This window comes from Paenibacillus paridis, from assembly GCF_006345825.1.
In the GTDB taxonomy this organism is placed as follows: domain Bacteria; phylum Bacillota; class Bacilli; order Paenibacillales; family Paenibacillaceae; genus Pristimantibacillus; species Pristimantibacillus paridis.
On sequence record NZ_VCIX01000082.1, the window covers coordinates 198961 to 214420 of the forward strand.

The 15460-nt window shown below is 46.6% G+C and carries 10 protein-coding genes; 1 reads left to right on the forward strand and 9 read right to left on the reverse strand.

All coding sequences use genetic code 11. The features are described 5' to 3' along the window. Positions 1-6 precede the first annotated feature (6 nt). The 9 genes from FJQ58_RS11520 to FJQ58_RS11560 all read right to left on the reverse strand — a co-directional run bounded on the left by FJQ58_RS11520 (position 7) and on the right by FJQ58_RS11560 (position 13785). Positions 7-1038 (reverse strand): carbohydrate ABC transporter permease, encoded by a 1032-nt coding sequence (locus tag FJQ58_RS11520; RefSeq protein ID WP_238403993.1) that lies wholly within the window; start codon positions 1036-1038, stop codon positions 7-9. Then, positions 1035-1952 (reverse strand): carbohydrate ABC transporter permease, encoded by a 918-nt coding sequence (locus FJQ58_RS11525; protein WP_139993442.1) that lies wholly within the window; start codon positions 1950-1952, stop codon positions 1035-1037. The genes FJQ58_RS11520 and FJQ58_RS11525 overlap by 4 nt, the downstream gene beginning before the upstream one ends. Then, positions 1952-4279, reverse strand: a complete 2328-nt coding sequence (locus FJQ58_RS11530) for a DUF5696 domain-containing protein (RefSeq protein WP_139993444.1) — start codon at positions 4277-4279, stop codon at positions 1952-1954. The genes FJQ58_RS11525 and FJQ58_RS11530 overlap by 1 nt, the downstream gene beginning before the upstream one ends. Next, entirely contained in the window at positions 4272-6374 is a 2103-nt protein-coding gene (locus FJQ58_RS11535) for a YIP1 family protein (RefSeq protein ID WP_139993446.1), read from the reverse strand. The genes FJQ58_RS11530 and FJQ58_RS11535 overlap by 8 nt, the downstream gene beginning before the upstream one ends. A 17-nt stretch (positions 6375-6391) precedes the next feature. Beyond that, positions 6392-7294, reverse strand: a complete 903-nt coding sequence (locus FJQ58_RS11540) for a carbohydrate ABC transporter permease (RefSeq protein ID WP_202915249.1) — start codon at positions 7292-7294, stop codon at positions 6392-6394. A gap of 2 nt (positions 7295-7296) precedes the next feature. Next, positions 7297-8274: a carbohydrate ABC transporter permease gene (locus tag FJQ58_RS11545; RefSeq protein ID WP_202915250.1), complete on the reverse strand. Its 978-nt coding sequence runs from the start codon at positions 8272-8274 to the stop codon at positions 7297-7299. 8 nt (positions 8275-8282) lie between these two features. After that, entirely contained in the window at positions 8283-11216 is a 2934-nt protein-coding gene (locus FJQ58_RS11550; RefSeq protein WP_139993450.1) for an extracellular solute-binding protein, read from the reverse strand. Continuing rightward, a complete protein-coding gene (locus FJQ58_RS11555; RefSeq protein ID WP_139993452.1) occupies positions 11210-12325 on the reverse strand; it encodes an ABC transporter ATP-binding protein in 1116 nt (371 codons plus the stop codon). Before FJQ58_RS11555 ends, FJQ58_RS11550 begins: the two co-directional genes overlap by 7 nt. Before the next feature lie 86 nt (positions 12326-12411). Then, positions 12412-13785 (reverse strand): ABC transporter substrate-binding protein, encoded by a 1374-nt coding sequence (locus FJQ58_RS11560; RefSeq protein WP_139993454.1) that lies wholly within the window; start codon positions 13783-13785, stop codon positions 12412-12414. A 426-nt stretch (positions 13786-14211) separates the two neighbouring features. Here FJQ58_RS11560 and FJQ58_RS11565 point away from each other — a divergent pair, with 426 nt between their 5' ends. After that, positions 14212-15321: a GntR family transcriptional regulator gene (locus FJQ58_RS11565; protein ID WP_139993456.1), complete on the forward strand. Its 1110-nt coding sequence runs from the start codon at positions 14212-14214 to the stop codon at positions 15319-15321. Positions 15322-15460 lie beyond the last annotated feature (139 nt).

Below are 15460 nucleotides of genomic sequence, written 5' to 3' on the forward strand. Positions count from 1 at the left end.
TGCTACCTATTCCACAATGCCAGTCCGTTCAATTCCTTCGACGAAATATCTTTGTGCAAACAAATACAATACGAGCGGCGGCAAAATAATAAGGAACGCTGCAGCCATCTTGATCGGTTCATTCACGTCTACGACAACATTTGTCAAACCGGAGGATGAACCGCTCAAATAATTCAAATTGGACTGAAGATGCTGAAGGCTTAGCGATAATGGGTAAAAGTCAGCGCCCTTCAAATAGAGGGCAGGCTCGAAATAATCATTCCAATGCCATACGAAAGAAAACAAAAATACAATTAATAGCGCTGGCCGAGAAAGCGGAATCATGATTTTCCAGAAGGTTCGTATCGCTCCAGCCCCATCCATCCTCGCCGATTCTTCCAGCTCTTTGGGCAGTGTAGAGAAAAACTGACGGAAGATAATGATGAACAACGAACCTTTAATCCCTTGTGCAACAATGGCAGGCACAATAAAGGGAAGCACCGTATTGAGCCATCCAAGCTTAACGTAAGTGACGTAAAGCGGAATAACGAGCGTTTGCTGGGGAATAAGAAAGGTCAAAATGACAATGGCGAACCATATTTTCTTCCCCGGAATATAGAGCCGAGCAAAAGCATACCCCGTAACGCCACAGGCAATCGTCTGAAGCACAGCAGCGGATAGGGCGATAAATGCCGTAATGCCCAGCGATCTCCAGTACTTCAAGCCGTCAATAGCCTTCCCGTAATTCAACCATTCGAATTGTCTTGGAATCCATTGAATGGATGTATCAAGCAGATCGGGCAGCGTCTTCACCGAGGTAGACATCATATAAAGCAACGGCTTTACATATAACACGGCGATCGAAATCAGGATAATCACCAATAAAGCTTTAAATAATAAGCCATCATTGACTTGTCTCCCTATAACCGCAACGCGGACTCGCTCAGGAATATGCTTGCGTATCAAGTAATCCCTGAAGCGATTCAGCATGCCCGGCTGTGTGTCTTCCTGCTCCGACGGCTTCTGCGTGAACTGCGACTGTGATTTCACTGTCCTCACCTTTTCTCCCTATTAGTCTGTTTGGTGAATCGTGCAAGAACGAGAATGGGAACGATTGTGACGGCGCAATAGATCCATCCCAGTGCACTGGCATAGCCGTACCCCGTTTCTACATCACTCATGTTATTCATGATATGTTCAATGATTGGGTTAAACGGGCTTGTCGCCTGATCTACCAGCGTATAGATTAAATTAAGCACAATGAAGGGTACGATGACAGGAAACGTAATCTTCCAAAACGATTCCCATGGCGTGACCCCGTCAATCCGAGCGGCTTCGAACGTAGACTTGGGAATCGTCTGAAAGGCCGCCAGAAAAATAATAATTTGAATCCCACTACTCCATAAAATGATAATAAACCGTGATATCACCGATAGGATCGTGCCTGCAATGCCGGGTGAAAACATGCCGTAAATGAATCCTTCGATATCGTACTGCTCCCCAAAGGGAATAGACCCTTGCCCCTGAGAGAATAATTCCGTTAGCACTTCTCCTGTAGCAAAAATAACAGGCAGGAAAAAAATCATTCGGAAAAACATTCTGCCACGGAATTTCTGATTGAGCATAACCGCCACCAGCAAAGAAAAAATAACGGTAATCGGAACAATAAACAGAAGTTCTCGCAGAAATGAAAGCATCTCGATGGGGAAAATATTGTCTTTCAGAAAGGAATAACTGTAATTCCCCCACCCTATCCATTCATAGGCGAGGCCCGAACCATCCTTAGCTACGGACACTTTATGAAAGCTGATGTAGATGGAATAGAATATCGGATAACAGACGAAACATCCGATACCGATAAGCCAAGGCGTTAAAAACAAGTAGCCGCGCAATGCTTCCCGGCCTCTCTGCCTGCCTCTGTTACGGTTATGTTCCCTTGCACTCATGACAGCTCCGGGTTGCGATTTCGCCATTATTCACTTCCCTCCTGGATGACCTTGAATGTCGAAGCACCAATGCTTACGCCTTCTGCTTCGAACGGTTGGTTATTATAATTGACCCATACTTTGCGGCCACCTTCGTAGCTCGTTTCATAAACACCTTCTGATACTTTCCGATGTCCTTCAATAAAGCTGGCCCAGACATCTGTCCCCGAAGCCTGATAAGCCCCATATTCCTCAACCATTTTCTCCCTAAGGGTATCGAATTGAGCGCTGAACAAAGAGGCAAAATTTGTTCTCTTCATCACACGCGGATCACTCTCCATCACCATATAGGTCGGTAATGCCCCATATTCAATATCCCTCAAAAACTCGTTAACCGGATCCCTTCGAACATTTCCTGCATTTCCCGAATAAGTAGCCAGTCCGTGAATGGCAATCGGGAAAAATGGGACTTGCTCATCTACAATCAGGTCGTAGTTGGAATCAAGCGGCATGCCGCTTAGGTAATCGGCATGTCCCAAACTATAGGCAGCTGCACTCGCCTGCACGGATCCGAGCTCGCTGGATGCTTCATCCAGCATAGCCTGCAATGCGCTAATTGATGTCTCGCGATTCACGCGATTCTCTTTTCTGAAATCACTGAACCCATGACTGTAGGTTTGAACATGCACGCCACCTATGCCCAATTGCTTCAATTCCGCCAATGTAGCTCCCCACTTTTTCTTGGCTTGAAGAGGATTCATGAAATAGAAATTCCGAGCTTGAGCATCGTCGTACCAATCCCCTTGCTGACTCCAGCTAACGATCGTCCCGTTAATATTTTTAATCGCATCGTCACGGACCGAGAATCCATTCGAACTTTTATCCGTTGCATAGAACGGTGCATCATTGATGGAAATCGGAATGTGAAGCGTGTCCAAGGCTGCTTTGAAGTCTCGAAAGCCGCTTTCGCCGCCAATCTTGCCTTCAATGGGGAAGCGATCCGGCAAACGCCCGGGAAATCCACCGCTGTTCCAGCCTGTTAGGCTCACGTCCAGCTTCGTTATGCCGTCTTGAACCAGATTATCCACAATGTCAGCAGCTTCCTTAAAAGTAGTACCTACCACAAGGCTCTCCCCTATCGGCCCCCGCTCCGCAGCACTCATAACAAAGTTCAACATTAAAGGGGGAACGCCTTGTCCAAAATCAGCACCTTTTCTAGCTTTAAGCGCCTGCACGTTCTGGTGCTTCATTAAATACGAACGATATTGCTGCGCCATTCCGACGTAATCAGATTTCCCCTTCTCCGTTATCAGATAACGTAATTTTATTTTGCTAGGCGCTAGGGAAGACTCATACGTATTTTTGAAATGATCATCACTCAAACCGATGGGCTGGTAATAGTAGTTCCTCAGCATAATTCGAGTATGGACCTCATTAAACATAGTGTTAACGCCGGCCGGAGCCGCTAGAATAGCTGTTTTCGGCGCTCCCTGTTCGATAATCGCGATAAAGCTATCCGTCCCGCGGTTCAGCCCGAATATCGGAAAAGCAATGTCCGTACGGTTCTCATAAGCACTAACGGTCGATACAGCCGGATCGTAACCATAGACCGGAAAGGAGTATGGCATGAGTTGGTCGTTATCCTCTTGATTAAACCGAATTAGCGCTCCTGGGCCGTCCGGAACAAACAGATAGCCGTCTGGCCCATCCAGCGATGCCCCAAAAAACGGCAACAAGTCCATGCTGACCAGTCGTTTCCCGCCATTTTCCCATATGCCTTCCTCAGGCATGCTGACTATCAATTCTCCATCTTCAATGGCGTATTTGACGTAGAAAGTGAAACCAAGCGCATCCAAGGTATAGAGAACGCCTACCCCTCGCTCCAACGCCACCCATTCCACCTTAGCTTTCTGCTCAACCGTATTGGTCACTTTTTCGTTGGATTGCCCTTCGTCCAAGTAACGGAACAAAATCGGCGCCTCCAAGTTGGTTGCCCAGATTCCTTTTCCCTCCGCCTTAGCAAGCTCTTCTTTACCAGGATTGCTTAGCCAAAATGCCCCCGTAGCCTGATTTTCCAATGCGATCTGTCCCAGCAAGGGCTCCAGCCACAGCGCCGCGCCGGACTGTTCTGCCATCTTGAACCAGGTTCTCCCCCCGATTATTCGAGCTTCTCCCTGAGGCTGTTCGGTTTGGACATTAAGAGCTTCCATGTAGGCATGTGCCTTCTTAGCATCGTACGTTCCAGATGCCGGATTCCCGCTATCCGAAGTGAAGATAATCAGAGCAATAGCTAAAGCAGCTGCCCCGATGAAGATTAAAGCAGATCTTATCCCAAGCAGCCCGCGCTTGCTGACTTGAAAGATTTTGTTAAACACGGGCCATCACCTCCCGACCAAGTACAACAAAGAAATCAATCGCCTGATAAACAAGCCCGATCAGCACGAAGCCAAACATCCAGATGCATCCCATCGTAAACAAGGAGACGACGACCATCTGTATCGCCTCTTTTAAGTTATAATTTTGCACAGCCTGTGTAGCCATAAAGAAGAGCAAAAGCACCCAGATCTGGATGACAACAATGCCCGAGGTATATAAAATGCTTTCCTGCAGCGTCAAGATGTTGGACAATAGTTTCAGTGGAAGCGTAAGAACAATGTAGGGTATCATGGCATACGCATTTACAATAAAGACATTGCGAATGGTGCCTTCTCCTTTCATCACCGATCCAATCAAATAGCTCGACAGAACCCACAGCAGCCAAGGGACAAAGTAGGCTACCGCTTCCGATGCCAAACTTATATCATGGAATGCGGATTCCGAGAAAATAAAACCGACCGCCCATTGCCCAGCAACGAGTACCATGTAACCGACAACAATAAGAACACTAGCAAACATAAGAGGAATGCTCTGATTCTCAGCTATTTCTCCCATAACATAAGACGGCCTTCGGAGCACAAGCCCTGCAAGCTTAAAGGCAGTTCCCCATCGCCCTGTCAACCGCTTGCGCTTTTCTGCTTTAGGGGCCTTTCTTGCACGCCTCCGAAGGATAGACCGTATTGCAAACCATGCTGCTAATATCACGCATATCGTCGTCATTGCCCAGCCAAAATCTCTCATTAGCACATTCATCCGGAGCTGCCAGTAGGATTCCGAATAGCCTACTTTGTCATTCGCCAGCTCGAAGTGGCGCATGGACTGCTCATACTGCCCAGCATTATATTCCGCTTTGGCAATGCCCTGATAGGAACGGTCATACATCCCGTCCAGCTTTAAAATTTCTTGCCAACTCTCCAGACTTTTTGCGTATTCACCGCGCGTATACATAGAGACCGCCCCATGAACAAGGTCTCCGAATGCCGTACGGCTAAACACCTGTATATTGCTCAGTTCCCCGTCTGACACAAGGATCTGCCCTTTGCTGTTGACAACCACGCTGGTCGCTCTCTTAAATAAACCCATTTGCTGCGTGCTCTTAGCTGCATTCCCGAAGCGGAATAGCAGTTTGCCTTCTTGATCAAACTGATAGATCCTTCCCCCCGCTGACTCAATGACGGTAATAATTCCATTTTCGTCTACGTAAGCATCCTGCATCGAGAACCGGTCAAGCGGACCCAGCCATGGCGCGAAGTTTGTCCCGCCCAGCAGGTCGATTCCGCCGAAATTCAGCTTTCTGAGCTGTCCGCTTGTTAAGTCCCGATTTAAGGTATAAATGAATCCGCGCTTATCGTTCGTCATATTCATGACAGCACCCGGCAAATTAGCCTCTTCTGCCTTTAATTGCTCCTCGGTGTAGTACTTTCTTTTGATACGCGTAATCCAGTCCGACTTCACTTTGTTGGCTCCAAAGAAACCTGAGAACTCGCCATCCGGGTCCAACTGCAGCAAACCTCTGTATCCGCCTTTGGTGACAATATACAGATATCCACGGGCATCCATGATGACTTTTGTTGGAATGTACGTAAATGTGGAAGGAATCAGGTCAGACTTTGGAGCAACAAATTCCTTCTGATATGCCCCTTCCTTATTAAAGACCGCAATTCTCCTGCTGCCGGAATCCGCAACGTAGATATCGCCTTCCTCCGTAACAAATACCCCCTCAGGACGCCTCAGCTTTTCCTTGGCATTGCGTCCCTTCTCATCTTCTCCCGGTTCAAGGGCGGACGGTATCGTACGGATAACCTTTCCATTCCGGTCCAGATGAACGATACGGTCATTCCCTGTATCGGCAACGTACAATTCATCCTTCTCCGTAATGAATATATCCTCTGGACCGTTAAATCCTCCCCATACTTCGAGAGGAACATAGGCATCCGGGGTCAGAATTCGCTGGCCGTTCGCATCACTGGAGATGGTTGAATACGGTAGACTGGCTTCCGCAACGCCCCACGGCGTGACAGCAGTAACAATTAGCAATAAGTACGCAATACGCCGAAATAATTTTCCAGGCCTACAGCTCGACGTGATTCCCACACAAGTTCTCTCCCCTCTCACTTGATGCCCGAGTGGGCCATCGTCATCAGCACTTGGCGCTGAAACAATAGAAATATAATTAAATTAGGCAAAAATATCATTAAGCTGGCTGCGGCCGCTATCCCTTGCCCAACGACCCCATTGGCAAGTCCTCCGGTTAGTGTGGCAACGTAATAAGGGAGCGTTTTCAAAGATTCCACCTGAACATAATAATTCGACGTCTCCGTCTGGGACCATGACATCTGGAAAGCCAAAATGGCAACGGTCGCCACAGCAGGCATACAGACAGGCAAGACAATGCGATAAAATATTTTCCATTCCTTGGCTCCGTCTATTTTAGCTGCTTCTATGAGCGCATTTGGAATTTGGTCTATGAACTGCCTCATTAAGAAAACGCCTACCGGCATCGCGACTAGCGGCCAAATATGGGAGAAATACGTGTTCATAATGCCCAGTTCGGAGATAAGGATGAACCGCGGTATGACCACCGCCTCCGGAGCGAACATTAGCGAGATAATAATGAGTCCAAAGAATACGCTCGATCCAGGAAACTTATGTTTCGAGAACGCATATGCCGCCATTGCGCTTATAAGAACGGCAGCAGCAACTGTAACTCCGGTCGTAAACACACTATTAAAGAAATAACGGGAAAATGGGATAGACATTTTCTGAGCATTTAAAAACAATTGCCGAAAATTAAACAAGGTTGGATGTTCGGCCAAAAATCTTGGCGGATACATGAACAGCTCATTTATTGGCTTAAAGGCGTGATTAACTATGAATACAAGGGGCAGCAGCATGAACACGGCCAGCAGCGTCAATCCGATAAAAGCGCTTATCAAGAAATAATCCGGTTTCGAACGCTTTAGCCGCTTTACAAAACGGGCAAATCTATTTTTTTTAGCTAGATCAGCAGACACGATTATTCGTCCCCCTTAGTGCCAAATAGTTGAATGGAGAATCTGGAGGCTCCATACATAATGGCAAGCAGAATAACGCTTAGTGCCGCAGCATAACCAATCTCATATCGAATAAATGCAAAGTCATCAATATGGTTAATGATGAGGTGACCGGAGTATTGCGGCGTAATTTTCTGTCCGGTTGACTGAGCCAGAATCGAGCCGATCATCCCAGCCTTTAGTGTACCGACAACAGCCATAATTGCGCCAAACAGCATCTGAGGCTTGATCGCTGGTATGATGATATAGATGATTTCCTGCAAGCGGTTCGAGATCCCGTCAATAGAGCCCGCTTCAAGCATCTCCTCGTTAATGGTTTGCAGCCCGGCGAGCATAGCCAAGAATCCGACGCCCATGCTCGACCAAAGCGAGATCACAATCATAATATTCATGAACAATCTCGGATCTTTAAGCCATAGCTGTGGAGTATCGATAATCCCAAAGGACAAAAGCAAGTTATTCAGATAACCGACACTATCCCCGCTGAACAAAACGACCCATACCACAACCATGGCAACTCCGCCTGCTAGAGAAGGAGCATAGATGGCCAATGTAAAGTAGTCCCTGATTTTCTTAGGCAGCTGATGAATCAGCCAGGCAAGAAAAAAGGATAGCGCATAGCCGCCTGGCCCAACAATAATCGCAAACTTAAACGTATTAGGAATAGCGTTCTGGAGAAAGATACGGTCTTGCGACAATATCGCCAAAAAATTGTTCCAACCGTTAAAGCGGGGCCTCGACACCGCATCAAATGAGAAAAACGATAGGATGACTGCCGCCAGCACCGGAACAACAATAAAAATGATAAAACTGATCATGAACGGAGCAATGAACAAGTAAGACGCGCGGTGTTTCCACAGGGAAGAAACCCATTTAGGCTTACGGCTTAACGGACCAGCCGTCTTCGGCTGCTGCAGATCCTCGGCAGTTTTCAGTATCATGCTCACCATTACTCCTCCTGTTGTTCGATTAGCGGTAACACGTCAAGCGTTCGGACAATCTGGCCCTCTTCATCGCGGAACCCAAATTCAATCTGCTTGCGTGTCATCTCACGATTAATTTCAATAACGGCCTTCTCAAGCGCCTCGCGCGCATTTTTCCTGCTGCCAACAACGTCAATCCAGGCAAAATCCATTTGCCTTGCTGTGAAATATCCTCCCGGCACCTGAGGCATTTCTTGGTACCACTTCAACTGCTCTAGGATGACCTTCAGTTGGTCCTTCGGCCACGGAAGCTGCTTGAAAGCATTCATATTTGCTGTATTCCAGCGGTATTCGGGACCATACATCGCTTCAATTTCATTGCCAAAACGCGACTGTATGCGCTCTGAAACCCACCACTCTAGGAATTGCCAAGCCTCATTCTTTTTCTCGGAAGCTTCGAAGATCACGCCTGCGAACAAGGCACCTCCTGACCAATTGGCGATTGTTCCATCGCTTTGCTTCGTCCCTGGTATCATTGACATTTTCCACTTCCCAGCCAGCTCCGGGGCTCCAAACTGAATTTGTAAGTAAGTATTATAATCAATTACTCCGATCGGGATGTCCCCTAGGCGGAAGTGCGTATAGAAGCTAGGTACTTCCTTAGGCAATTGATATAGATTGAACATATCTGTCCACTGTTGGAAACCATTAAAAGCACCTTCCGAGCCAAGGGCGGACTGCATTCCATCCTTGGAATAGTAGCTGCCCCCGTTCTGCAGAATGAACGGAGAGAAATCAGTAGGCGGCAAGTAAAAGTCGTAACCCTTCTGCTGCAAAGAAGGCAGTACTTTGACAAGATCATCCCATGTTTCTGGAGGTTCGATACCCAGTGAGTCCAGGATATCGGTCCGGTAAACCATGATATTGAAGGATTGCGTTTCCGGAAGTCCATAATCGTTGCCATCGTAATGCAATGCGCGAAGCGCACCCGGGAGAAACTGTGCCGCAGCTTGTTCATAACCAGGGAACTGATTAAGCTTAGCAAGTGCGCCTCTGGTTGCCAGATCAACCGGCAGAGCCTGATCAACGCCAAGCGCTACGTCAGATTGAATGCCGGCAATATTGCCAAGTACGAACATCTGAGGATCAGGCACGATGTTCACATTGACTGCAATGCCTGTTTCTCTGGTGAAATCCTCGTCCGCAAGCTGTTGAATGAGATTAACGTAATCCCTTCCTCTATTCACCCAAACATCAATGGCTTTCGGATTGCTTCGGCGAAAATCATAGTCCACTGTAAACGTCCGATAAAAACTTTTAAGGGTGTGCCCGATGCCATCCAAAAAGCTGGGAGCTGCTTTTGGAGCTGTTGCTCCCGGCTCAGCTACCCAGAAATAGTCTAGCAGCAGCGGCTGATCTAGAAGGCGATATGCCCAAAAACCTAGATTTTGCCGAAGGTTGGTAAAGCTAGCCAAACGATTTGGAATGTCCCGCGGATTGTCTTTCATTTTGGCAAAATCACGGACCGCCAATCTGATCGCACTCTCGATTTCGGAGCTGCCGGTTGTAATTAATTTCATCTCATCAGCCAAATTGTTCAACTGCTCAATAATGGCGGCCAATTGATCGTCCAAATCCGGGATATATTTATCCAGCTGCCAGTCTCGGTTCACATCCACGGCACTTCCGGATTTTTCAAAATTGCCAGTGACCTTTCTAATTTTCTGCTCTATCGTCCCCGCAAGGTCAATACTCGCCAGCAAACGGTCGTATGCTCCTTTGACAGGCATTGCAGTAGCCGTCATTCGCAAAGTGTGAACGCCCTCGGTCAGGTAAATATCAAAAGGCTTCTCCTGCTGGTCGGAAAGCGTCAACCCACCCCAGCTCCACTTGGCGTTATAGGGAAAAGCGATATGGCGCAGCTCTTGGAATGGAGACAAGCCATCAATTTCTATAGTGCGATTTGCGTAGGAATTATTCAAATACGCTTGTAGAAATTTAAAGCCAATATGATAGAAACCGTCATGAGGAACCTCAAAGCTCCATTCTATCCACTCCCCGCTACTCCTGAATTGTTCCCCTCCGATCGTGTTGTATCGGATTAGGCCGTTGGTTTCAGGAGAAATAAGCGAAGTATCGATCGATTGCAGCGTCAGCGAAGTATTAGACTTGTAGCTCATCTTCTCCGCCTCATATATTTGATACCAATTACCCTCCGTTTTGTCTGCCGCTATAGAAGCTTCATAAGTCTTATAGTCTGGCAAATCAATCGGAGCTGCAATATAGAGGGATTTCAAAGTGAGAGGCTCGCGGTCAGACGTCATTCGAATCGTATGCTTGCCTGCCGTCAAGCGGAATAAAAGCGGCGCTGCATCCGCCGTGTAATCCGTGAGGAGTACATCCTTCCATCCCTTTTGTTCTATTGCCCGTGGCCGAATATCATTTCCGAAATCATCGCGCATAGGGGGATACGTTTCATCCGCAAATTTCCGCTTTAGAGTGATCCGCTCCGCCTCCGCATAAGGGGATATGCCATCGATTTCAAGCTTGCGGACCATATCAAGGCCGCTGTCATTGGCTGAATCATAAATAAGCCCAATATGATAAAGCCCATCCTGCCCTACATTAATCTCCCATTCCAGCCAGCTCTCGCCTCCATTATCCTCCCAAAGCAGGCGATCCTCCCCTTGAACGTGAAAGTCCTCGGCGTTTGAGGAGCTGGCATAATCGATTGCCGAAATCTCGATTCGCTCGGTTCCTTTAACTGTTGGAGCTTGCTCCTGTTCGACTTTCCATTCTGCATAGGTTGTAATTCCGTCATCGATACTCGCAGGCGGCGCTTCTGCCACGCCCTCTCCCGTAACGATCGCACTGGATCCCGAAGCCACGCCTACCATGACTAAGAGAGTAAAAACGGCCATTAGTAGAATCAGGCTTCGCAGCCGAGCTCCTCCTAACATATGACCGCCTCCGTCTCAGGATCGAAGAAGTGAACCCGCTCCATATCAGGTGATACGGTTAACATCTGCCCCTCTTCATGCTCCGTCCATGGATCGACTCGCATGACAAGCCTGTGATCCTTATTATGCAAATACAAATAAGCATCCGAGCCCATATGCTCCCTTATATTCACCATCGTTTCGATCTTTGCGTGCTTATGCTTCTCCTGTTCCAGATCTTCCGATTGATAGAGAATATTCTCCGCTCGAACGCCCATAATTATTTTTTTGCCTATGTAACGTTCTTGCAGCAGCCTCCTTCTGCCTTCCGGAATAAGCAGCACATAACGTTTGGTTTCGAAATAGCATTGACCTTGAGTTATAACGATTTTTCCTGAAACAAAATTCATCGGCGGCGAGCCTATAAAACTAGCAACAAACATATTGACCGGTTTATTGTATATTTCCTTAGGGGATGCAACTTGTTGAATAATCCCGCCTTTCATGACGACGATGCGCGTGCCCATGGTCATCGCTTCAACCTGATCATGGGTAACATAAATCATCGTTGTGTTTAGCCGTCTGTATAGCTTGCCGATTTCCTCTCTCATCTGTACACGAAGTTTGGCATCCAAATTAGAGAGCGGCTCATCCATCAAAAACACTTCCGGCTCGCGTACGATTGCTCGTCCAAGCGCAACCCGTTGACGCTGCCCGCCCGACATTTGACTAGGAAGCTTATTTAGGTAAGATTCGATTTCCAGTACCTTGGCTGCGCGAATAACCCTTTCATGTATTTCGGCTTTAGCCATCTTGCGAAGCCGCAGTCCGAAAGCAATATTCTCGTATACGCTCATATGGGGATATAGGGCATAATTTTGAAAAACCATCGATATATTACGATCCTTCGAGGAAACATAATTAACCATACGGTCTCCGATATAAATTTCGCCTTCACTGATATCCTCCAGCCCTGCCAACATCCTCAGAAGCGTGGACTTCCCACACCCGGACGGACCTACCAATACCAGAAACTCCCCATCCGCTACCTCTAGGTGAAAATCGTTCACGGAAAGGCGATGCTCCCCAGGGTATTGTTTGTTTATATGCTGAAACAGAACTCTGGCCATGTGTTATCCCTCCATTGATGCTGCTCTTGTTTGCTTGAAGTCTCAAGAATAAATACCCGAGACCCCAAGCGAATAGGAGTATTTTGCTATTTTCCCAATTCTTCATTAACCTTTTGCATAGCTGCCGGGAAATAATCATAAGCGGATATTTCTTCTGTATATCCCTTATCTCCAGCCCAAGCATTAATAACCTCACTCACTTTCTCCCCGCCCTTCATCGTGATGGCCGGGTCGATCTCTCCGATCTTCGAAGCTAGAATAAGCGCTTCTTTGTTAATTTTGCCGTAAACCGGCAGCTGGTTAAAATAGTCTGTCAACTCCTGATTCGGAGTATTTAACAGCGTTCCGCCGGCATCAATGACCAGCTTCTGGCCTTCAACCGTTGCTGCCCAGAACTTCATGAATTCCCAAGCCATTTCCTTGTGTTTGGAAGCTTTGGTCATCATCATTGGATTGACAAAGGACATCCCTACCTGCTTGGCAGTTCCCTTCGGCATAGGAGCGACATCCCAATCAAATTTCAACTGGTCATTGTAAGAAGCAATCAGTGGAGAAACATGCAGCATGAACAGCGACTGGCCATTCATCCACGTATCGCCTTCCACACCTGCTTCTGCAGCACGCTTAGTGTTCAGCATGATTCCGTCTTTGGATACCCAATCTAGCATCCACTGCAAATCATCGAGGACATCCTGGCTCGAGCCGTCAGCCAAATTTTTCGTAAAATCCTCATTCATCATCCGATTGTGAGGTGCATGCCCATTCGCGTTAGGCAAAGTCGACGCCCCATATTGAAACCATAGGACTGTATTGGCAATCCCATATTCCTTCTCCGTTGGATTGGTAGCTGTTTTAGCCATGTTTTTGAGATCTTCCCAAGTCCAATCATTGGCTGGCGCTTCCAATCCATTTTTTTTCAAGAGATCTTTGTTATAATAGACTAGGAAAGTATCATTGCCTCGTGACAGTGCATACTGCTTTCCATCGACTTGGAAGGGCTCCAAAATTCCCGGATTAAATTCATAAGACTTAAACTCTTCATCTTGATCGATGTAAGGCGTTAAATCTTCCGCAATATTTTGAGTGACATAGTCATAAAATGTGGCACCCCAATATACGTCGATCGGGTTATTGCCGGCAATGGATTCTGTAACCGCTTTCATCATGTTGTCCTCTACAAAATTCCATTCCACTTTCACCCATGGATACTTTTTCTCAAACTCCCGTGCGATTTTGGTGAAACCTTCATTCTCAGCAGGTACCCAAGCTGCAAAGCGCAGCGTAATAGGCGTCTTATCCCACTCCTTTTCTTCCGCTGGAAGCTCGGATGCGCTGGGACTCGGTTGCCCCGATGGCTGTTCCGAAGTGCTCCCATTGTTGTTACTGCAGGACGAAACGGTAAATGCGACAACCAATACAAGCGCCATTTGAATCATCTGTTTGAAAGCTAAGCTTTTCAAAGTAACCCCCCCCTAACTAGATTAAGTTCAGAACACTTTAGTCCTACGAGTTGGCAAAGATAATATAAGCATGCTTGCCTGCGCCCCTCCGTTCATTTTACAATTATTTTTATAAAGTATACAAAGCGAATTGTACTATATATATCTTGATTAATCAACCTTTTTAATTATGATTCGCCAAGTATGGTATACTTTAATTGAGAATGCTATAAATGCTGCTGCAATATAAGTTTTCCTTTGTCTCCCGCAATGGAGTTTATTTACATAGATGACGTCCTATTAAATGAACGATACCGCAGTGCGCTGTGGTACATGCTCAGCATCCCCTCTACCTAGAACATCCTACATCATTTGCAAAAATAGCATTTTAACTTGCGCTCAATTCGATCGGAAAGTATACTATATAATCAAATGGAGTGATAAATTTTGAAAAAAAATGAAAAAGATCCTCTTTACCAACAAATTGCAAACGAGCTAAGAGCAAAGATTATGCAAGGGAAATTAAAACCGAACGATCCGGTACCTAATCAAATTGAGCTTTCCAAACTATACAAAATTAGCGAAATTACTTCTCGGAGAGCACTAACTGAGCTCGTTCAAGAAGGATTGATCTACAGAGTCCGCGGCAAAGGAACCTTCGTGAAGGAACGCTCCTTAAGCGGAGATGATGCGCATGCGGCTCCTTCCATTCAGCGCATCTACTTCATCTATTACAATGTTGATATTTCTTTCTTTAAGCATAAATTTTATAGCGATCTCTTAGTTGGGCTGCAGGAAGAGTGCGATACAAACGGAATCGAGTTTTTTACCTATAAGCTTGGTCCTGATCTGCGGCTTCCGGATGACGCGAATGCCGGCTATGTCCTGATAACGCCTGCCGAGGTTCCGCTAGAGACGCTCCGGGCTTGGAAACAGGAGCAGCGCAAAATCGTAACCGTTCATTTTTACTATCCGCATTTAAATATCCCTTACGTTATTATTGATAATTTAACTGGAGGGTATTTGGCAACGGAGCATTTATTGTCATTGGGACATCGACGCATAGGCATTATTTTGACGGCTTATTCGCAAAGCAATCTCAATCAGGAATTCTCCCTCCGTTTAGAAGGCTATCGCTTGGCGCTTTCGCAGCATGGCGTCGAATTTGATCCGAGTCTGGTTTGCATTGTGGAAGGAAAAGAGGAAGTCGAAGCCATGGGGGTTCAAGGGTTCAATCAATTAATGGACCTAGACCAACCGCCTACTGCTATATTTGCAACCAGTGACTATAAAGCGCACGGTGCTATGCAGGCCGCAAAGGATCGCGGCATGGAAATACCCGGAGACATCAGCTTCGTCGGGTATGACGATATTCTTGTAAGCCGCTTTACAAATCCTGGGCTGACTACCGTCAATCAGAATACGGAACTGCTTGGTAAACGAGCAGCCAAATTGCTCATATTCGATTGGCGAGATGATGGTTTAGGCAATTTGAAGGATGAAATTGTCCCCAAACTCATCATAAGAAATAGTACAGAACCATTAAATTCAAAATAATCCTTTTCATTTGCCTAGTTTCTCTCCCAAATAAGAAGCCTGCGGTTACTTGTTCATATAAGTAACCGCAGGCTTCTTATTCATTCCATCAAGCTTTTGCCATCCCAATATATACATTGACAATTAACAATAAATTTTG